Origin of the sequence: Streptomyces albus subsp. albus (assembly GCF_000719865.1) — a bacterium.
GTDB lineage: Bacteria > Actinomycetota > Actinomycetes > Streptomycetales > Streptomycetaceae > Streptomyces > Streptomyces albus_E.
The window spans coordinates 55,987-75,820 of record NZ_JOID01000019.1 but is presented as its reverse complement, the minus strand read 5'-3'; the positions used below and the strand labels follow the sequence as shown (position 1 = coordinate 75,820).

At 67.2% G+C, this 19,834-nt stretch carries 15 protein-coding genes and 1 pseudogene; 5 read left to right on the top strand and 11 right to left on the bottom strand.

From position 1 onward, the window contains the following. Positions 1-17 precede the first annotated feature (17 nt). The 6 genes from fxlM to IF83_RS0120805 form a co-directional block, all read right to left on the bottom strand. Positions 18-2,099: a methyltransferase, FxLD system gene (gene fxlM, locus IF83_RS0120830; RefSeq protein ID WP_030546355.1), complete on the bottom strand. Its 2,082-nt coding sequence runs from the start codon at positions 2,097-2,099 to the stop codon at positions 18-20. 21 nt (positions 2,100-2,120) lie between these two features. Continuing rightward, positions 2,121-3,395: a lanthionine synthetase C family protein gene (locus IF83_RS0120825; RefSeq protein ID WP_030546353.1), complete on the bottom strand. Its 1,275-nt coding sequence runs from the start codon at positions 3,393-3,395 to the stop codon at positions 2,121-2,123. Next, entirely contained in the window at positions 3,392-6,346 is a 2,955-nt protein-coding gene (locus IF83_RS0120820; RefSeq protein ID WP_030546351.1) for a lantibiotic dehydratase, read from the bottom strand. The genes IF83_RS0120825 and IF83_RS0120820 overlap by 4 nt, the downstream gene beginning before the upstream one ends. 217 nt (positions 6,347-6,563) lie before the next feature. Then, on the bottom strand, positions 6,564-6,743 hold the full coding sequence (locus tag IF83_RS0120815; RefSeq protein ID WP_030546349.1) for an FxLD family lanthipeptide: 180 nt from the start codon (positions 6,741-6,743) through the stop codon (positions 6,564-6,566). Positions 6,744-6,932: 189 nt separating this feature from the next. Next, the gene (locus tag IF83_RS0120810; protein ID WP_030546347.1) at positions 6,933-7,121 is read right to left on the bottom strand and encodes a hypothetical protein; all 189 of its coding nucleotides are present in this window, start codon (positions 7,119-7,121) and stop codon (positions 6,933-6,935) included. A 227-nt stretch (positions 7,122-7,348) separates the two neighbouring features. Further along, a complete protein-coding gene (locus IF83_RS0120805) occupies positions 7,349-7,795 on the bottom strand; it encodes an ATP-binding protein (RefSeq protein ID WP_030546345.1) in 447 nt (148 codons plus the stop codon). Positions 7,796-8,036: 241 nt separating this feature from the next. On the opposite strand from IF83_RS0120805, the gene IF83_RS0120800 reads away from it, so the two are divergent. The 3 genes from IF83_RS0120800 (at position 8,037) to IF83_RS0120790 (ending at position 11,159) form a co-directional block, all read left to right on the top strand. After that, entirely contained in the window at positions 8,037-9,320 is a 1,284-nt protein-coding gene (locus IF83_RS0120800; protein ID WP_078843684.1) for a Tat pathway signal sequence domain protein, read from the top strand. Then, entirely contained in the window at positions 9,317-9,856 is a 540-nt protein-coding gene (locus IF83_RS0120795) for a GNAT family N-acetyltransferase (protein WP_030546341.1), read from the top strand. The genes IF83_RS0120800 and IF83_RS0120795 overlap by 4 nt, the downstream gene beginning before the upstream one ends. A gap of 202 nt (positions 9,857-10,058) precedes the next feature. Beyond that, positions 10,059-11,159 (top strand): DUF3644 domain-containing protein, encoded by a 1,101-nt coding sequence (locus tag IF83_RS0120790; RefSeq protein WP_347877112.1) that lies wholly within the window; start codon positions 10,059-10,061, stop codon positions 11,157-11,159. A 435-nt stretch (positions 11,160-11,594) separates the two neighbouring features. Here the strand turns inward: IF83_RS0120790 and IF83_RS0120785 are convergent, their stop codons facing one another. The 5 genes and pseudogenes from IF83_RS0120785 to IF83_RS32375 all read right to left on the bottom strand — a co-directional run bounded on the left by IF83_RS0120785 (position 11,595) and on the right by IF83_RS32375 (position 19,039). Next, positions 11,595-14,726: a type I restriction endonuclease subunit R gene (locus IF83_RS0120785; protein WP_030546337.1), complete on the bottom strand. Its 3,132-nt coding sequence runs from the start codon at positions 14,724-14,726 to the stop codon at positions 11,595-11,597. Next, positions 14,726-15,880: a restriction endonuclease subunit S gene (locus IF83_RS0120780; protein ID WP_158711081.1), complete on the bottom strand. Its 1,155-nt coding sequence runs from the start codon at positions 15,878-15,880 to the stop codon at positions 14,726-14,728. The genes IF83_RS0120785 and IF83_RS0120780 overlap by 1 nt, the downstream gene beginning before the upstream one ends. Positions 15,881-15,963: 83 nt before the next feature. Continuing rightward, positions 15,964-17,709: a type I restriction-modification system subunit M gene (locus IF83_RS0120775; protein WP_030546333.1), complete on the bottom strand. Its 1,746-nt coding sequence runs from the start codon at positions 17,707-17,709 to the stop codon at positions 15,964-15,966. A gap of 591 nt (positions 17,710-18,300) precedes the next feature. Continuing rightward, positions 18,301-18,651 (bottom strand): helix-turn-helix domain-containing protein, encoded by a 351-nt coding sequence (locus IF83_RS0120770; RefSeq protein WP_030546331.1) that lies wholly within the window; start codon positions 18,649-18,651, stop codon positions 18,301-18,303. Positions 18,652-18,661: 10 nt separating this feature from the next. Continuing rightward, positions 18,662-19,039: pseudogene (locus IF83_RS32375) on the bottom strand (type II toxin-antitoxin system RelE/ParE family toxin). Between the two features lie 81 nt (positions 19,040-19,120). On the opposite strand from IF83_RS32375, the gene IF83_RS32370 reads away from it, so the two are divergent. Together IF83_RS32370 and IF83_RS33815 are read left to right on the top strand one after the other, a co-directional pair. Then, entirely contained in the window at positions 19,121-19,345 is a 225-nt protein-coding gene (locus IF83_RS32370; RefSeq protein WP_078843683.1) for a cold-shock protein, read from the top strand. A gap of 190 nt (positions 19,346-19,535) precedes the next feature. Next, the gene (locus IF83_RS33815) at positions 19,536-19,802 is read left to right on the top strand and encodes a hypothetical protein (protein WP_158711080.1); all 267 of its coding nucleotides are present in this window, start codon (positions 19,536-19,538) and stop codon (positions 19,800-19,802) included. Positions 19,803-19,834: the final 32 nt, after the last annotated feature.

Below are 19,834 nucleotides of genomic sequence, written 5' to 3'. Positions count from 1 at the left end.
CCGCTACACGTGGGGCGTCATAGCCAGTCGACGACGATGCGGTTCAGCGGGGTGTCGAGGGCGAAGAGACCGGGGCGCTGCTCGATCTCGGGGGCGTCGAGAGGCTGGATTTTGAACGTGGCCTCGCGGTCGCGGTAGTCGCGATCCCAGGTGCGGATGGAGTCGGCGACCTTCGCGGCCAGCTCGTCGCTGCCGGGGCCGTGGCCGATGACGCCGAACTCCCAGAGCTTGCCGCCCTCGGGGGTCTTCTCCTTGCTCACGCGCCGGGCGAGGTAGGTGACGGCACCCTTGTCGACGACCGCGGTCGACGAGGGGTACGGGTCCTCGGTGAGCAGAGTGCCCTTGGCACTCTGGGGGAACAGCATCCGGATCAGACCGGAGGGCAGGGAGCAGGTCACGAACAGTTCCATCCACTCCGGCGACTCCATGGCGCGGACCGTCATGCCGGTCCACTCCTCGGTGCGCGGCTGGTCAAGTACACCTGCGAGGGCATCGGCGTCGATGCTGAGCCCGGCGGGGGCCTGGAGTCGTACGGCGCCGTCCGTGCTGAGCGGGATCACTCGGCGGTCGTCGTCAGCGATGCCCCGCCGAAGCGGCATGAAGGTGTTCATCTCGCTGCCGAGCGACACCCACCGGCCATCACGCTGCTCGTAGGCGATGGAGCGGGAGACGGTGCCCTTGAGGCGCTGGGGGACGAGGAGCCGGCCGCCGGGTGCGAGCTGCTGCAGCCAGGCGTGCGGTACGCCGTGCGCGCCGACGGTGGCGATGATCCGGTCGTACGGCGCTCCTTCGGCGTAGCCGAGCGCCCCGTCGCGGGTCACGGCCTCGACGTTGGTGATCCCGGCGGCGGCGAAGTGCGTGCGGGCACCCTCCACGAGGTCGTCGTCGACGTCGAGGGTGGTCACGTGTCCGTTCTCGCCGACCAGGTGGGCGAGCAGTCCGGCGTTGTAGCCGGTGCCGGCACCGAGTTCGAGGATGCGCTCGCCGGGCTGGGCGTCGAGCTGGTCCAGCATGAGGGCGACAACGCCCGGTTGGGAGGCGCAGGAAATGGACGTGCCGTCGGTGTCGTACTTGATGTGCACCGGTGCGTTGGCGTAGGCGTCTTCGAGGGACGTCTCGGGCACGAACACGTGGCGGGGCACGGTCCGCAACGCGGTCTCGACGGCGGTGGTGCGGGCGTGTCCGTCCGCACGGAGCTGGTCGACAAGGGCGTTGCGGAGGCGCTCGGCGTCCGCCGTGGGGGTGGTGATCGTGTCGGTGTTCACCGCGCCGACGCTATCGATGTCGGCCGTTGCCTCGGTGGGCGACTCGGTGTGGTCACTCGTTCCCATGACTACCTCTCGTGCGATGTGGGACAGGGCGCTCTGGTCGTCCCGGAGGAGACCGGCGCGGTTGGCGTGGAAGATCACGTGGTGGGCAATGACGGCACGCAGGCCACGGGTGAGGGCGCCGCGGCCTGCGAGTTCGGCGAGCGTGGCGCCGGCCTGTTCGAAGGCGGTCACCCATTCCTGGTGAGCGTGGAGTGGGCCGCCCAGGCGGCAGACGCTGTAGGCGTCAGCGGTCATGAGCTTCCGCATGGCCGGAGTCAGTTCGGCGGCTCGTTCGGGTGGTTGTGGAACGGTGGCCGGTCGAAGAGCTGCGACCTTCGCCCATACGTCACCCTGTTCGAACCAGTCGAGTCCAGCACCGCGCATCATGACGCTCGCCAGCAGGACGGCGGTCTCCCGGCGTCCCAAGTGCATCGGGCTCGTCTGGTAGGTGAGCAAGTGGCGGGAGTCGCTGTGGAACAGTTCGTGGGCTGCGTCCATGGCCTCGGGTCCGCCGAACGTATCGGTCTCGGGCTCGTAGATGCCGGGCAGACACGACACGGCCACGCCGTCGCCGATGAGATCGCTCAGGAGCGACTCAATCGCTGGTGAGGGCTTGCCGGCGAGGTAACGCAACGGCCAGGGCTGCTTGTTCATGAACCACCAGCTGGTGAGCTGCCCGTCGGCCTCGGCCTGGATCAGGGCGGGGCCGATGCGTTCGGCGATGGTGCGCCGGGCACTCTCGCGGTCGAAGAAGGTGATGTTGTGCTGCTGCCAGCGGTCGGGAGGCATAGAGGTCCTTCGGTCGGTGGATCAAGAGATGAGGAGGCATGCGTCCCAGGCGGACTGGGGTGGTGCTGCGGTGCTGGGCGCGAGGAGGGCCAGGGCTGTGCCGGCGGCGCCGTCGAGTAGGCCGGGTCCGCCTTTCTCGTCCTGGATGAGCGCCGTGGCCATGAGTTCGGGGTCGGTGCCCGGAGGGGTGACCGCAGCCAGGAGGGCCGGGATCACGGCGCGGAGTCTTCCCGCGGTCGAGGGGTGGGCATCGTCGGCCGTACGCGCGGCAGTGTGGGCGAGGCCGGCGAACCCGTGGCAGAGGCCGTTGTCCGTCGTGGCCTTCAGCTGCTCGAGGTCGGTGAGGGCGGCCACGAGCGCGTTCTCCGCGTCGATCTGGCGGCTGGCATCGCCGAGGGCCAGCGCGGCAAGTTGCTGGGCGCGGGCGAGGCCAGCGGTGCCGTAGCACCAGGAGGGCCGCCGGGGCGCGGAGGGGACGAGACGCCCCCTGCGCAGCTCGCCCTGCGTGACCCAGTACGGCCAGACCGGCCCGCCGTCGGCCTTCTCCTTCCAACGGTCCAGCCAGGCGAGGATGGTGCGCAATGCTGCATGGTGGCCATCGATGACGGAGCCGTTCCGAGCGGCGAGGGCCAGGAGGGCGAGCACGCCGCCGATGCCGTGCGCCATACCGGTGTTGGCGTGCCCGCCAGGGAATCGGTCGTCCGGACTGCCCGAGGGCCCGGTCTCCGCCCACCAGCCCGGCAGGGTCTCGCCGTGGTGGGTGATCGGTTCGGTGAGCCGCACGCAGTAGTCGAGAACGGCGCGCATCGTGGAGCTGCCGGGGTTTCGGCGCAGTAGATAGGCGCCGTATCCGGTGAGGCCCCGGATGACGTCGAACTCGGCGAGCTGCGGCAGGCGTCCGGCGTCGATGCGGCGGTGCGCGGCGTCGAGACGGCGTCCGACGTCGACTGCGACCTGTCCGTCCATCGCGTCGAGGGCGCGCTGGTAGGAGCCGGGAAGGTGGTCGGCGGCACAGCTCAGGGCATGGGCGAAGGCGGGCACTCCGTAGAACGGGTGGCTGTCCGAGCCGCTGGTGAGCGGCTGCCGGGAGGCGGCGGTGAGCCAGTAGTGGGCGCGGTGCCACGGGCCGAGGCCGTTCGCGGCCAGCTCGACGTGCAGGAGCGCGATTCCGGGCGGGCCGTAGGCGAGGTGCTGCCGGTCCGAGGACAGAGTCCTGGAGCCGAGGGGCACGGTGTCGGGGTCGGCGAGCTGAGCGGCGATGGCGTCGACCAGGCCGAGCGCGGGGTAGGCGGTCACGAAGCCCTCCCCCTGGTGCGGGCGGTCCAGGCCAAGGCGGCGGCACGCGCGAGGTAGAGGCACACCTCTTCCTCCGGGAAGTTCACGGCGACGTGGCGCACGAAGTGAACGTGCAGCAGGGAGGTCAGGACGTCGTCGACGGCGATGCCCTGGGTGTCCGGGCCGGGCAGGTGCGGCCGGTACGCGGCGAGTGCCGCTTCCCGGTCGGCCCATCCGGACACGATGGCGTCTCCGCCCGGGACGCTACGCAGGGCTGACCAGTCGTCGCTCGGGTCGGCGAGCCGTACGGCCTCGGTGAACTGCGGGCGTGGAACCGGTTTGGGGGCTGTCGGCGGAATGTGGTCGATCAGCCACCGCATACCGGCTGCGGTGCTGCCGAGGAACGCAGAGGCGATGGCGACCGTGTGGGCCGCAACCAGCGTGCGCAGTCCGGGGCGCTGTGGCTGCGCGAGCTGGGCCAGGACGGCGCGCGAGTCCGCCCGGAACACCTCCTCGGCCGCCTCCCATGCGGTGCCGGAGCCCCAGCGGCCCATCTCGCGGTAGGAGGTGGGATAGCGCAGGTCGGCCATCAGTCCGATGCTTCGCAGCTCGTCGGCCCAGGCGCTCACCGTTCGGGCCGTGTCGGCGAAGGCTTCCGGGTCGGGGAGGGCGATGCGTACGCGGAGGTGTTGGTCCGGGTCGCGGAAGCGGATGAACCACCACGGCGGGTTGCCGAGCTGTTCGAGGAGGCCGGGCAGGTGCCGGAAGAGCAAGACGTCTTGGCGGCGGGGGTCACCGTAGAGGGCAGCCAGAAGAACCGACGAAGAGGCAGGCGTCTGCATCTGGGCCGCAGACAGGGCACGGGCCCGGCTGGGAGCTGGCAGTGGCGGCCATGCCGACGGCCTGGTTGCTTTGAGTGGCACCACGACCTCGTGGGCTCGCCCGCCGCACCAGCCGTAAGCCTCCGGTTCCGGGGCCTCGACGAGTACGGCCAGGCGCGTCCGGTCGAGGTGTCTGCGCAGGAGCGCACGGTGGCCGGCCTCGTCAAGGTCGAGGAAGAGGCGCCGGTCGTCCTCCATGAGGTAGACGCGGCGCGGCAGCCTCCGCCGGGCACGCCAGTCGCTGAGCGCGGCGTCCCACTCGGCCCGAGGGCGGGCATGGCCGGGCAGTTCGGACTCTTCCAGCCGCCAGCGTGCCGGGGCCAGCACGATGCGGCCGTACCGCAGACGTGGAAGGAACGGCATCGCCGTTGCGACGCCCCAGTCGAAGACGGTGACCTGCGCGCACTGGGCGCGGGACAGTTCGGTGAGGAACCGCACCAGTGGCGGAGTGTGGGTGCGCAGATTCAGCGCGTGCATCCCGACGGCCTCCACGCGGTGGCCTCGCTCGGGGACGGCGAGGTACATGCGGCGGCCGTCGCACCCCACAGCCAAGTCCTCCGGGGTGAGGACGGTGTCCTGCGGGGCGCGGTGCTCCTGAAGGCTGATCACGGTGGGTAGAACCTGTGGGGAGCGGGTGACGTGGGCGCTCTCGGAGAGCAGGGGCGGGAAAGAGAGCTGCACGGGCATGGTGTTGCCGTCTGCGGCCGGGAGGTCGGCAAGCTCTGTGACCAGGGTCTCCCGGTCGGCGCGGGCCAGCACGCTGAGGAATCGGCCCGTGGAGACGCCGACACCACGGGACACGCTCACGGCCTCCAGCCGGAACCGCCCGCGCTGCAACTCCTCCAGGCTGGCCGCGTGCACCCGCACCACGATCTCCAAGTGCGGCGGCAGCCGCGGCTCGTCGGGACCCACGTCCAGGGCCTCAATCTGTTCGTCCGTGAGGATCACTTCGTCACGGCCGTCGAGCGCGGCGGCCTGAGCCAGCCGTACGAGGGCGTCATCCCGAGCGGAGACGCGGGGCCTGCGTGCGCCGGCCGGAGCGCCTGGGTAGCCGTCGGGATAGCCGGTGCCGCTGTCCGCCACGGTCTCCGCGAGCGGCACCATCGTGCCGATGCCGTACCGCTCGTAGAACCGCTGGTGGTACTCGTTCCAGGCGGCGGTCCCGTACGGGCGGATGCTCAAGCGGGTCAGGATGAGAGCGGCGCGCTCGATCTCTCGGGCGACAGCCTCCGGCAGAACGATCTGCGCGTCCAGGCGGAGGTCGAGCGCGACGGGGTGGCGACGCAGGCCAGGGACGAGGTCTCGCATCCGCGCCGCGGCGCTGTCCCGGCCGCCGCGCGTGGCGCACTCCTCCAGGCCCGCCCGGACCGCGTGGAGTTCGCGTACGGTCTCCGCGACCGGAGTGAGGCTTCCAGCGTCGATCGCGTCAAGTTGGCCGAGCAGGTACCCGAGGGCGTCGATCTCGGTGCTCGGAGCGTGCAGGCTCGTGATCAGTACCCGCCGCCGGATCAGCTCCGCCAGCAGTTGACACGCCTTCTCGGGACCGGCCTCGGGGAACTCCGCTTGGAGCTTGTCCACGAGGGTGCCGAACCGGATCGGCGCACGGCTCGCGGTAAGGACCGCGCGCACCGGTCCGGTCAGGGCCAAGGACGCCTCGACCGCGCGAGTCCGGTCGTCCTGAACATCGGGCTGGAACGGCACGATGAGCCGGTCACCCCGGTACGTCACGGTGTTGTTGATAACGACGGGCAGCCGTTCGAGGAGGTCCGGGCATGACTCCAACTGTGCGACCAGGGCCGCCAGCCACTCTGCCTCCGCGCGGCCGATGGCCACGTGCTCCTCGCCCCAGTCGGCCCGCGCCTGCGGGCCGAACTCCGCGGTGGCCACGCCGGCGAACAGGCCGAAAGGCGTAGCCCGGTGCAGGGCCCGCAGCAGGTAGCGGGCCACGGACAGCGCCGCGCGCTGCACGTCCCGGAAGGCGGGATGCTCGGCCGCGCACAGGATCCCTACCTGTGCGGCCAGGACCGGGCTGGAGTGCTGGAGTGCCTCGGCGATGTCCTTGTCCGCCCAAACCGCGCGTAGCCACGCCACACGGGCAGACGAAGCACTGGGCGAGCGGTCATCGAGGTCAGGGCATGGAGGAAACGGCAGCGAGGGCCATGCCACGGCGCGGACGAGAGCAGTGGGACCGGTGCGGAACGCTGCGGGCGGAGCAACCACCGAGTACCTCCGTACGTGAGGGGCCGGGTGGCTGGTGCCGCCGCGTGGAATCGCGGCGGCACCAGACCGGGGTGATCTCGGGACCGGGTCAGGCGACGTTGGTGGTGCAGGCGCCGCAGGTGGACCCGCAGTTGTCGTCGGTCAGGTTGACCAGGCCGGCCGGGTCGGCGATCTCGACGAGGGAGACGTCCAGGTCGAAGCCGTCCGACGCCCCGGGGATCTGTGGGCGTACTTCGGTGCGGCTGGAAACTACGGTGCTGCGCGTCATGCTTCAACTCCTCGTAATCGTTGTGGTGTTACTGGGCCGGAGCGCCCACCAGGCGCCGCCACGGGAGTGTTGCCAGACGGCTGCTCCCCGGACGGCTCCTGGCCACCCGGCGCGAGGGGGCGTGTTCCGCGTAGGAAGTCCCCGCGGGGTGCCTGCCTCACGCCGGGAAGTCGTGTGCCGTGAGTCTGATCAAGCGGGTGCCGGTCGCCGCTCCATGAAGTAGGCGAGCGCCTGGGACTTGAGGCGATCGAGGCACGGCTCGCACGCGTAGAAGGGGGCGTGCTGCCCGTCCCACTGCACCGGGCCGAGCCAGATCACCAGGACTCCGGTACGCCGGCAGCCGAGCCAGCAATCGCCGGTGATCCACGGCCGCTCCATGGGAGGACATCCCCTTTCTCAGCTGGTCGGGATAGTCGATCTGGTGGCCTGGCAGTTGGGAGCGCAGGCCCAGAGCTGGAACGGCAGGCCTCGGTGGCGTATCTCGTCCAGCCGTCGACCGCTCGCTCCCAGCGGCCGGGCGCAGAGGGCGCAATCCATGGCCATCTGCTGTCGGGGTCGGAGTCGGGCGAGATCCGGAAGGGGCGAGGGTGCCGTGGCCGGGATGCTCACTTGCCGCCCTCGGTGCGGAGTTCCGCCCAGACCTCTTTGCCCCAAGGGCGTCTGCCCGAGCCGTGCAGGTCGTAGCCCCACCGGTCGGCGACAGCATCGACGAGGAGCAGTCCGCGGCCCGACTCGTCGTCGTCAGCCGCCTGGCTGAGTATGGGCAGACGCGATGCTTCCCGGTCGACGATCCCGATACGCAGTCGTGTCGCGTCCGGCCGCCCAACCGTGAGGCGGACCTCGGGACACGGAGTGTGCCTGGAGGCGTTCGCAATCAGCTCCGTGACGATCAGCGCGGCACGGTCGGCGAGGCCGTCGAGATGCCACACACTGAGGAGGTCTCGGACGAGTTCGCGGCCGATCTCGGCCGTGGTCGGCTCGCACGGGAAGGTCTGGGTGTACGTGGGGTGGCCGACAGAGAGGGCCTCAACTGGCGTTTTCAGACTCGTCATTGGGGTGGAGCCTTCGTGTCGTCTCGGCGCCCGGCCCACCCCCGCGGGGGAACCTCAAGGGCGGGCCGGGCCGTCAACAGCCGCCCGCACGGTGCGGCGTAGGGGGCGACCGGTACCCAGACAACTCCCTTGCCCGGCAGGTTGGTTAGGACGTTCAGAGGTTCAGCCGACGGACCGACCTAGGGCGTTTTGACCTCTGCTTTACCTGGCAGGTGGGGATCGCGCGGACTACCGTGCCCGCATGGACACCACCCGCAATACCGTTTTTGAGGCGTGGATGACCGAACACGGCTACAGCTCCAACAGCCTCGCCGAGGCCGTGAACAGGGCCATTGAGCGGTTGACCGGGCGCCCTGGAGGACTCGACGGCTCATCGGTCCGAGCATGGAAAGCGGGCCGGGTCACGTGGCCAAAGTCGGCCTCCCGTAAGGCACTTGAGGATGTCAGCGGCCTGCCCGCCGTCGCTTTAGGGTTCGTGCCACGGGGCCGGCCTTCGTCCACCCCGGCCCCACCGCAGCAGGAGGACCCCGATATGAAGCGCCGTGCCCTCGTCGGCAGCATCGCGGCGGCTGCCGCAGCAGCAGCCGCACCCGGCACCGCATCGCCGCGCCGCATCGGCATGAGCGACGTCAATCGCCTCAACAAGCGCTTCGCCGAGATCATCGCCAGCGACCACCGCCACGGCGGACAACTCGGTATCGAGCAGCGGGCCGCCTCCCTCGCCGACGAGGCGCTCAATCTCCAGAACGCCGGCAGTGCCACCCAGCGCGTACGCAGCAACCTCTATGCCTCAGCGGCCGCCTTCCGCTCCTCCGCGATGTGGGCCGCCATCGATGGCCGGCGCTACGACGTGGCCAAGGCTCACATGCGCGAGGCCCAGGCCCTCGCCGAGATGTCCGGCGACCAGGCCATCAAGTTCCGCATCTGGAGCCACGCGGGCACCATGTACCGGCACCTGGGTCGCCCCGCCGACGCGTCCGCCGCCAACGACGTCGCCCGCAACCTGCACCTCACTCGCCGAGACCCCATGTTCGCCTCCCTCGGCCTGGCCCGCCAGGGCGCCATCCACGGCACAGCTCAGGACCGCACCGGCACCCGACGGGCGTTCGATCAGGCGCAGGACGCCATGCTGCGCGCCGACCCCGCCGACTACCGGCCGGTGTGGATGCTCGCCTTCTACGACCAAGCCGAACTGGACTCCCTGGCCCTCTCTGCGCACCTGGCGCTCGGCAACTACTCGACCGCCGAGTACCACGCCCACCGCTGCCTGTCCGCCCTGCGGCCCCACATGGTCCGATCCCGGGCCATCACCACGACCCGGCTCGCGCACGCCCAGCTCGCGCAGGGCGCCCCCGATGCCGCCACGGCCACCGCGATGAAGGTCCCCGCCGAAGCCGCCACCCAGCACGCCCGGGTCACGCGCATGCTGCAGGAGTTCGGAGCCGCACTGCGCGCCACCGCGCCGGGCACCTCCACCGTGCAGACCTGGACCGAGCACACCGCCACCTGGAGGATGACCGCATGACCACGGCGCCCGCCATCGAACTGCGCACCTTCACCACCCTCGAAACAGCCCGCGGCGACCTCCTCGACGTGTACGCCGAAGTCCGCGCCCCGCTCCTCCACTTGCCGAACTACGCGGTCACCGCCTTCGGCGAACGCCTTGACCGGCACGGCACCGAGCCGGGATTCACAGCCGTCCTCGCGTACGCGGACGGACAACCAGTCGGCTACGCCTACGGCAACACCATCGAGCACGGCGACCGCTACTGGCAGCGCACCACCCCGACGCCGGCGGACAAGTACACCGAGCGCCCGACCGTGGCCCTGAAGGAGATCGGCGTCCGACTGGCCTGGAGGAAGACCGGCACCGCCCGCCGCATCCACGACGCCCTCCTCGCCACGCGCAACGAGCCGTACGTGACGCTCATGGTTAATTCGGCCGCCGGTGACGGAAAGGTCCACGCGCTCTATAGATCATGGGGGTACGACGACATCGGGCAAAGCCAGCCGTCGCCGGCCTCACCGGTCCTCACCGTGATGATCCGTGCCAGCCGCTGACCCAAGCGACGGGCAACGCAGGAACTGCCCCTCGGGGCCCAGTCTCGGAGCACGTCCGGCGGGCCCCGTTGAACATGTTGGGCGCGCAGACGGGGCGTCCGAGCGGGGCCGTGCTCGTCGTAGCATCTACCAGCCCGTAATGACAGGAAACCTCTACCCTGGACACCGATTGTCTGGTGCGTCTGGAACGTGAGGGCTGCGAGTGAGACTGAGGCAAGAGGCTCGTGTCCTCAAGGAGAAGGCTGTTTCTTCGATGGTTGCGGCGGCCGAGGCGTTCAACTCGCCGCACGACCGAGGGCGAGAAACGAAGGTACTTCTGCACCTTCAGCACTCCTTCGAGATGCTGCTGAAAGCCGCGCTCGTCCAGAAGGGCATTAGCGTCTTCGACCCGGCCCTGGGCCGGTCACTCGGATTTGAGACCTGCGTACGCAAGGCTGCCGAACACCCGGACATCAAGCTCAGCGAGCCTGACGCAGGAACGCTCAGAGCCATCGACGCCATGCGTGATGACGAGCAGCACTGGTTCAACCAGGTTTCCGAGCAGCTGCTGTACGTGCATGCCCGAGCTGCCGTGACACTCTTCGACGACCTGCTCAGGGGCGTATTCAAGGAGTCGCTCGCTGACCACCTGCCCGACCGCGTACTGCCGGTGTCGGTTGACCCGCCCCGTGACCTTGCGCTCCTCCTGGACGAGGAATACACACAGATCGCAGCCCTGCTCAAGCCGGGCCGACGCGCGACGCACGAGGCGCGAGCCAGGATTCGAACCTTGCTGGCGATGGAGGCTCACACCGGGCCAGAGACCCGCGTCTCGAGTAAGGACGTCGATCGCGTTCAGGCCGGCATACGCGGGGGATCGACGCGCTCGGAAGTCTTCCCTCGCTTGGAGGAGCTGGCCACTGCTACGGACGGTGAGGGGCTGCTGATCAAGGTGCGCTTCGTCAAGAACCAGGCGGCTCCGCCTGTGCGCTATGCAGCTGATGAATCTGTGCCAGCGGCCGCGATCCGCGAGGTGGATCTCCAGGCCAAGTACCACCGCTCGGCGGCCGAGCTCGCCGAGGCCCTTGACTTGACCCAGCCGAAGTGCCTCGCGTTGCGGCGACACCTGGGCATCGACGCTGATCCCGCGTGCTGCCACGAGTTCGTCTTCAGCTCCCAACGCCTGAAGCGCTTTTCCGACAACGCCTTCACCCGCATGCGCACCGCGCGCGACACGTTGGATCTGGAAGCCGTCTGGCGAGCTCACAACCCGTCCGCCCGCCAACCGGAGTCCTGCAAAGTACCCGGCTGTCGAGCTGGGTGACCGTAGCAACGCACGGCGATCTTTGACGACTCTGCGGAGACCATCACGCTCTGGACGTCGGAGTATCGCTGCCAACGGTTTTCGGGTGCTCTGCTCGTGTCAGTGGGCTGCGCTAACGTGACATCCGCTCTGCCGCTGTCGCCGCCGAAGGCGCAGCCTGATCAACCAGGCACTGAGGGGAAGCAATGCGTCAAGAAGAAATCACCGAAGACTGCCCTGGGACAGGACAGAAGGGGTACATGGATGAAAGTGCACCAGGCGACGAGTGGTACGTGATCTGCCCAGTCTGCAGGATGAAGTGGGCAGGAGGCAGCACCCTCATCGAACCCCACAAAGACTGGCGGAAGCGCTGAGGGCGGAAGCTGGCAGTAGGCGAGCGGTCCTTGACCGAAGGCCCGCCTGCTGGGGCGCGACGTGCGTGCTGCCTGAATCCACCTACTGATCGATCGCTGCTTCGTAGAAGGCATCCGCGAGGGCAACGATGATCGAGTTGATGGCCGGCCCGTCGGTGAAGAAGTAGTCAGCCATCGTGTTGTGGGCGTCCTGGTTGTCTGCGACCGCCTCCGTAACGGCTGCTTGGAAGTCTGGTGACTCCACGAACTGCTTCTTGGAGTTCACCTTGGTCTGCCTGATCAGGTTCGGGTCGGCGAGCAACCGCTGGACGAGTCCCTGCACGAACTCCCTGACCTGCGACTCGGCGAACGATTCGGCGCCGAAGAGGTCGTTCATCTTGTCTATGACGACCTGGAGCGCGACGTACTTCGGATCCTTCTTCATTCCCGTGCCGGCTGCGCTGATGCCCTTCAGCTGCCCGTCGCCCACGAGCGAGATGTTGACCGGGATTGCCTTGTTGTGCTTGACGCCGACCAGCACCACGTCGGAGAGGTCCACGTCGGCCGCCCAAGCGGACTCGGCGATGACCTTCTCCAGCAGGCGCAGGAAGATCGAGAGCATCTCCATGTAGGGGTCGCCGTAGTCGACGATCTGGGACATGAAGTCATAGAGACGTACGTAGGTGGAGACGTCCTTGCGGAATAGGTCGAGCGCCTGGAGCGTGACCTTGTCCTCCTCCTCGATCGCCCGCGCGTAGCGGCGCCGGAAGTCGTGCTGCGCCGGGCTGATCGCCGCCGAGAGCGCGTTGTTGCCCTTCCGGGTCACCCACAGTTCGGCAACCTTGCGGACGTCGTCCTCGGTGTAGATTCCGGCCTGGGCAAGCTTGTTAGCCAGGTGGACGACGACGTACGGATCGGTCTCGGTCTCCAGGGTCGCGTTCTTGAAGTACGGCTCGAAGGCTGCCTTGATGTCCTCGGGCTTGTTGGCGAAGTCGATGACAAACGTCTTGCGCTTCTGCTCCCCACCAGCGGTGCGATGGGTGCGATTGAGCCGCGAGAGCGTCTGCACTGCGGTGACCCCTGACAGCTTCTTGTCGATGTACATCGCCGAGAGTAAGGGCTGGTCGAAGCCGGTCTGGAACTTGTTGGCGACCAGCATGATCTTGTACGTCTCGCCCTTGAATGCGGCTGCCAGATCACCCCCGGCGCCGGGGTTCATGTTGGCCTCGGTGAACTCGTCATCCTTCGACGGCTGCGGGCCCCAGTCGCTGTGCCAGGTCTCGTCCTCGGTCATCGTCACCCCGGCGGAGAAGGCGACCAGGGTGCGGTAGTTGTACGAGGCGTCCTCGGTGCGGCGCCTGGCGATGTAGGCGTCGATGGCCAGCTTGTACTTCACCGCGGACTTGCGCGAGTCGGTCACCACCATCGCCTTCGCCTTGCCTTCGAGGAGGTAGGCGACGTTGGCGTGGAAGTGCTCGACGATGATCTGCACCTTCTGGCTGATGTTCGTCGGGTGGAGCTGCACCCACCGCATCAGACCCTTACGGGCGGCGGCCTCCTCTACCTCTCCCCCGTCACCACTCTCGGCCCTGCCGGCGATCTTCAACGCGGTGTCGTAGGACTGATAGCCCTTGAGCACGTCGAGGATGTAGCCCTCCTCGATCGCCTGCTTCATCGAGTACAGGTGGAACTCGCGCGGCTTCCCATCGGCATCCTTGCGGCCGAACAGTTCGAGGGTCTTGTTCTTCGGCGTCGCGGTGAAGGCGAAGTAGGAGATGTTCTCCGACTCGGCCCGCTCGGTCATCTCCGAGGCCAGCACCGACTCCACATCGACCTCGCCACCCTCCTCGATCTCCTTGACTTCCTCCGCCGTCAGCACCTGCTTCAGCTTCGAGGAGATCTGACCCGACTGGGAGGAGTGCGCCTCATCGGCGATGACGGCGAACCGCTTGCCCTTCAAGCCAGCGTCGGTCCGGATCTCGTTCAGCGCATGCGGGAAGGTCTGCACCGTCACGGCGATGATTAGCTCACCGTTCTTCAACGCCTGCGCCAGCAAACCCGACTTCGACTTCGCGCCGGCCTTGCGGACGTCCTCGGGGCTGATAGTCGCGACGATCTTGCCGGTGCCGTCGATCTGCCGAATCGCATCCTGCAGTTGAGAGTCGAGCACGGTGCGGTCCACGACCACAATGACCGAGTCGAAGACCTTCCGATCATCGACATGCAGCCGCGCCAGCCGGTGGGCCGTCCAGGCGATGGTGTTCGTCTTCCCCGACCCGGCCGAGTGCTCAATCAGGTACCGCTGCCCGACACCCTCCTCTTTCACCGCCTCGACGATGCTCGTAACGGCCTCCCACTGGTGGAACCGTGGGAAGAGCATGCTCGTACGCCTCACCGACGTGCCGGTGGTGACGTCCCACTCCTCCTTGGTCTGCACGATCAGCAGCCGCCCGATGATATTCAGCCAGGCGTGTTTCTCCCAGACGCGTTCCCACAGGTACGCCGTCGACGACCGTCCGTCCGCGCCGAGCGGGTTGCCAGCACCGCTTTCGAAGCCGACGTTGAACGGCAGGAAATGGGTCCTCTCCCCCTCCAGCCTGGTGGTCATCGCCGCGAGGTTGTTCGAGACCGCGAAGTGGACCAGAGCGCGATGTCCGAAGGACAGTAGCGGCTCAGGCCGCCCCTTAGTCAGTGGGTTGCGGTCCTGCTTGTATTGGTTGATCGCCTCATCCAGCGACTGGGTGAAGTCGGTCTTCAACTCCACCGTGGCCACCGGAAGACCGTTGACGAAGAACACCAGATCAAGGATGCGCTGGTCAGCGGTCGAGAAGTGCACTTGCCGCACCACCCGCACCCGCATCGCCTCGTAGTGCGCCGTGCTGGTCGCGTTGAGCGAGGTCTCGGGGCGGAACTGCGCCATCTTTAACCGACCGCCACCGATGTACTGCACCCCGTTGCGCAGGATGTTCAGTGTGCCCCCGCCATGCTCCAGCGGCCTGTCCAGAGCCGCGGTCAGCACGTCGAGGAACTTCGTCTGCGAGCCGGCCGCCTTCAACGCCTTCTCGTACGCCGGCTTCTGTGTCTCCTCCAGCCACGCGTACAAGTCGTTCGGGAATAGCGCCCGCTCCCGGTCGTACTCCCCGCCGTCACGGTCGTTCTCCGAGTACAGCCAGCCGTGATCCCGGAGGTACTCGCAGATCTCCGTCTCGAAGACCACCTCGTTGTGGTCAGCCATCACGCCGCCTCTCGTACGTCGATCTGCCCCGTCACCGCCGCCGTGATCAACGCCGACCGCCGCTCCCTGGAGAGCTCAATGAACCGCTCGGCCTCGGCGATGAGCGTGTCGATCTTTGCGGTCTGCTCATCCAAATACGCAGCGATCCGCCGCTGCTCATGGATCGCCGGAAGCGGGATGGGTGTCCGGGCCAAAGTGCCGAGGTTCAGTCGGCGGAACGTTGCGCCCATGATCTGGTAGTCCCAATACTCAGCCGTCTGCCGTGACAGCAGCGCCCACACGAAAAATCTCGTGTCGACTAGATCCGGCCGCAGTGCAACTCGCACCGTATCTTGCGTCAGATTCGCACCAGCCAAGTCGTCCGATACGACGGCCACCTTCCCGTACGCCGGGCCGATCGAAACGACCACGTCACCACCCTTGAGAACTGACCGCTTGTACGCGCTCGCGATTTCAGGTGTTGTCGTTCGCAGGGCATCTCTATCCGGGGATTGGCCCTCGCCCTGAATGTCCGACGGTCCGATGTAGACAACCCCACCGTCGACCGGCTCACCACACTGCAGAATGCCGTAGGTCATCGGCCGATCGTGATCGACGAGTCGGCGCACCTGGGTCCGCTCGTAGCCGTCCAAGGTCTCAGCGACTGTCGCTACGCGACGCTCGCTGAGCATCTCGATCAGCCGCCGCTGCTCCTCGACGAGCGTGTCGATGCGGGCCGTCTCGCGGTCGAGGTAGTCGGCGATGGCGCGCTGCTCCTGCGTTGATGGCAGCAGGATCGGCATGAGTCTGAACTGATCGTTGTCGATCTCTGCCTGTCCGATCCGGACGCCCCGGGAAAGCAAGCCGTAGCCATTCGTGTAGGCCGTCGAACGCAGCAGCCAGTTGAGGTACCGGTTGTCTTCGCCGTGGCGAGGAGCGAAGCAGATGTAGTGCCCAGAGACGATGCCCCGGAGAGAGGAGATTCCCACCGAGCCCTGCCACGCCTTCATGCGGTTGGCGACGAGCCAGCCTGGATGCACCAGCTGGTAGATGCTGCGGTTCTCAGCGGTCCTATTGAGATTGTCGCGAGAGTCCTTCGCGACGACCCCGAATTCGCGGAAAACGGAGAGCATCTGCTCTTCCGGGTGGTCGACATCCTTGATCCGCTCGAACATCGACCACAGAGGCTTCGTCTTCCAGCCAGTCGGCACGCGACCGAGCCACGGCACACCAGAGTCGACCAAATCCGTGCGTGACCTCATCCCTCGACCTCCCGCAGGAGATCCAGGATCTTGGCGACCTGTTTCTCCAGGTCGGCGTCGATCTCGGAGAGCGGGCGGGGCGGGGTGTACCTGTAGAAGTAGCGGGTGAATGGAATCTCGTAGCCGGTCTTGGTCTTGGCCCAGTCGATCCAGGCGTCAGGAACGTGCGGTTTCACCTCCGCGTCGAAGTACGTCTGGATGACTTCGCGCTCCCCTGCCGCGCTGGTGGTTGAGCCGCCATAGGTGAAAGGCACGTTTTCGGTTTCACGCTTTTTCGAGTCGTGCTTCGGCTTGCCCTTACGGTCGACGACAGGGTTCCCGTCCTCATCGAGCAGGGGACGCTCGATGGTGATGGTCCAGTAGCCGAACTCTTCGTTGCGCAGCACCTTGGAAAGGTCGGGATCGGCGTCCTCAAAGTCGGCGTACAACCGCAGGACCTCGGCGCGGTCATCGTCGCTGATCTCACGTCCCTTTGACCCCAGGTTCTTGCGCATCTTGGTCCAGAACGACGTGCCGTCGATGAGCTGGACCTTGCCCTGGCGGTCGGGGTGCTTGGTGTTGTCGAGGATCCAGATGTAGGTGGCGATGCCGGTGTTGAAGAACATGTTGGTCGGCAGTGCGACGATCGCCTCGACCAGGTCGTTCTCCAGCAGCCACCTGCGGATGTTGGAGGGGCCGGATTCGGCGGCGCCGTTGAAGAGCGGCGAGCCGTTCATGATGATGCCGACGCGGCCGCCGCCATCCTCGGGTGCGCGCATCTTGTGGGCCAGGTGGAGCAAGAAAAGCATTTGGCCGTCCGAGGTCGCAGGGAGTCCCGGTGCGAATCGGCCGTAGGGGCCGGCGGAGTCGCGCTCCGCCTTGACCGCCTTGGCGTACTGCTTCCAGTCCACCCCGTAGGGCGGGTTGGACATGCAATAGTCGAACTGGCGGCCCTTGAAGGCGTCGTCGGTGAGCGTGTTACCAAAGGCAATGTTGGTCGCGTAGTGGCCCTTGGCGAGCAGGTCGGACTTGCAGATGGCGTACGACTGCGGGTTGTACTCCTGGCCGTACAGGCTCAGCTTCGCCCCGGAGTTCTGGGCGAGCAGGTGCTCCTCTGCCAAGGAGAGCATGCCGCCGGTGCCGGCGGTTGGGTCGTACAGCGACCGGATAATGTCGCCCTCGGAGAGGTCGACGTCCTTCTCCGCGAAGAGCAGGTCGACCAGCAGCCGGATCGCGTCGCGCGGCGTGTAGTGGTCTCCGGAGGTCTCGTTCGCGGCCTCGTTGAACTTGCGGATGATGTACTCGAACGCATCCCCCATGTCGGCGTTGGACACCACTTTGGGATGCAGGTCGACGGCGCCGAAGGACTTGACGATCTCGCGCAGCAGTCCAGCCTTCTCCAGGGCCAGGATTTCCTTCTTGAAGTCAAAATACTCGAACACGTCCACATCGGCTGAGAACCGGTCAATGTAGTCAGCGAGGTTGTCCGCCAGCCCGTCCGCATCGGCCAGCAGGTTCGAGAACTCGTAGTTGGAGGTGTTGTAGAACGTCCGCCCCGTGGCCTTCTTGACCTCGACCTTGAGCCGGTTCGGGTTCTCGTACCTCGCAGCCAACTCCCGTACCGCCGCACGGTCCGGCTCAAGTACGCAGTCGAGCCGTCTCAGGATCGTGAACGGAAGAATCACAGTCCCGTACTGGTTGGGGCGATAGGGGCCTCGAAGCTGGTCAGCGATTGACCAGATGAAGCTACCGAGCGTGCTCACAAGGTTCCTCACGAGAATCGTTTAGCAGTGCCGACCACTTTGCCAGAGGCAGCAGCCAGGGTCCGACGGTTCAGCTATGGGACCCCCTCACCGGGCCTTGCCGATCGGCCCGGGTGCCTGCACGCGTTGCCGGAGTGGCGACTCCGCTTGCGTTGGTAGTGGCAAGAACGAACCCGGCGCCACAGACCCACTACGGCGCGATGGAGATGCGCCAGCACGGCACCGAGGTACCTCAGGTGCGTGAGCGATGCGTGAGCGGACTGACCGATACAGGGCGGCATGACCCGGATCAAGTGGCTTGCCGCCCGGTTCTGATCAGGGGAAACAGCACCGAGCGGCAGCGCAAGGCACCCCCGGCAAGGATCCAATCCCACTCCTAAAGCGGGTGTCGCAGGTTCGAATCCTGCCGGGGGCACAGCGAAAAGGGCCAGCCCAGGAGGGATTTCCTCCCGGGCTGGCCCTTTGCGCCGTGTCCAGACACCGGACTCCTCACCCAGCCGGGTGCGGGTCAGAGCGGGACAGCCAGAGAGAATCCCGGCCGTCCCGGCTCCGGGCGCTCACGGCCCCACCAGAGCCCTCGCCCGGAGAGAACTACGCCGCCGCACTGCCCTGGTTTCCGCTGGCCGGCATGCGCAGGGTGTGGTCGCCGAAGTCCGCGACCAGATCCAGCCTCCCACCGAGCGCCTCCACGTAGCGGGTGATGACGTCCAGGGTGGCGCCCTCACCGTGTTCGATCTGGGAAATGCGGGCGACGCTGACTCCCATGCGGGTCGCCACATCCCGCTGGGTCAACCCCGACTGCTTACGCGCCTCGGCGAGCTGATGGCCGCGTGCCTCGGCGAGAAGCCGGCGCGACCCCGCCTCCACCTCGGCGGGCTCCACACCGGCCTCGTGCAGCTCCTGCTCCAGGACTTCCCAGTCCTGCGTAGCCTTCTTGGGCATAGCCACTCCTTCAGTCCTCGTCGCCGACGTAGTCGTGGTAGAGCTGCTCGGCCAACGGAATGTTGTCGCGGTACCAGCGATCCCAGTTACCGGCCTGTCACCGCCCAGGAGCAGCAGGGCCGAGCGACTCGGATCGAAGGCGAAGACGATCCGGATTTCGGAGCGCCCGCCCGAACCCGGCCTCAGCTCTTTCAGGTGATGCAGCCCCGAGCCCTTCAACCGGTCCACAAGAGGGCGTCCCAAGGTCGGCCCCGCCTCGCGCAAGGCAGCCACAGCCTGCGCGAACCTGGGAGGCCGAACTCAGATCTTCCTTGATCAGAAGCCTGAACCACTCCGCGTACTCGTCGGTGCCCTTGATCGCCCAGCTCAAGACGGCTCCCTTCGACACCAAGACCGACCTTAAGCTTTTCCTTAAGTCCCGGCAAGCGTCGACGGTGCCGTCACAGTCGGAGCCCGTAGAGTTCCGTCCATGGTGGCCGCGACTGTCCGTGAGTGGCGCGACGAGGAAGGGTGGGGCGTGCTCGACTCCCCGGAGACGCCCGGCGGTTGCTGGGGACACTACTCCCACATCCAGACGGAAGGGTTCCGCTCGCTGTCTCCGGGACAACGGGTAGACCTCCAGTGGCAGGCCTCTGGCGTCAGACAGGACGGATACGACTACCGAGCGGTGAACATCGTGCCTCGGCCGGTCTGACATCCGCGTCTGCCGTCAACGACGGCGGAGAGCAGCGGCTACGGGTGACCGAGGCGACCTGGCCTCCCAGGCGTCCGGAGCTCTTGAAGCCGCGTCGCCCGACATCCGTATTGGACGGTCGCCTTGTGAAGCGTGATGTCGTTCGGCTGGCAGACTTGCTGCTTGTCGTGGGGTTTCTGACGGGGGCGAGATGAGCAGGCGCAAGCAAGGGTGGCTGGTCGGCGGTTGGCTCGTGCTGGTTGTCACCGGCTGGTCATTCACAGAGTCGATCAACGACGGCATCGAGCCGACGTCGGGGCCCCGGCCGGAGCCGTCATCGAGTTCCTCGGGATGCCCGGGGACGATGCCGACGCCGACGCCGACACCGACGGTCAACCCGGACCTCAGCGTGACCGGCTACACCGGTACGGAGTCCGACCTCGTTGTCACAGCGGTCATGTGCAAGACGTCGGACTAACGCCGGGCTCCCGATCCGACGTACAGACCAGC

Excerpts from the sequence above, each read along its gene's own strand:
- IF83_RS0120795 (WP_030546341.1), top strand. The coding sequence starts at position 9,317 with ATGACCACGGCGCCCGCCATCGAACTGCGCACCTTCACCACCCTCGAA.
- IF83_RS32370 (WP_078843683.1), top strand. The coding sequence starts at position 19,121 with ATGGTGGCCGCGACTGTCCGTGAGTGGCGCGACGAGGAAGGGTGGGGC.
- IF83_RS0120805 (WP_030546345.1), bottom strand. The coding sequence starts at position 7,795 with ATGACGAGTCTGAAAACGCCAGTTGAGGCCCTCTCTGTCGGCCACCCC.
- IF83_RS0120800 (WP_078843684.1), top strand. The coding sequence starts at position 8,037 with ATGGACACCACCCGCAATACCGTTTTTGAGGCGTGGATGACCGAACAC.
- IF83_RS0120770 (WP_030546331.1), bottom strand. The coding sequence starts at position 18,651 with ATGCCCAAGAAGGCTACGCAGGACTGGGAAGTCCTGGAGCAGGAGCTG.
- IF83_RS0120810 (WP_030546347.1), bottom strand. The coding sequence starts at position 7,121 with ATGGAGCGGCCGTGGATCACCGGCGATTGCTGGCTCGGCTGCCGGCGT.
- IF83_RS0120780 (WP_158711081.1), bottom strand. The coding sequence starts at position 15,880 with ATGTTCGAGCGGATCAAGGATGTCGACCACCCGGAAGAGCAGATGCTC.
- IF83_RS33815 (WP_158711080.1), top strand. The coding sequence starts at position 19,536 with ATGAGCAGGCGCAAGCAAGGGTGGCTGGTCGGCGGTTGGCTCGTGCTG.
- fxlM (WP_030546355.1), bottom strand. The coding sequence starts at position 2,099 with ATGCCTCCCGACCGCTGGCAGCAGCACAACATCACCTTCTTCGACCGC.
- IF83_RS0120785 (WP_030546337.1), bottom strand. The coding sequence starts at position 14,726 with ATGGCTGACCACAACGAGGTGGTCTTCGAGACGGAGATCTGCGAGTAC.
- IF83_RS0120815 (WP_030546349.1), bottom strand. The coding sequence starts at position 6,743 with ATGACGCGCAGCACCGTAGTTTCCAGCCGCACCGAAGTACGCCCACAG.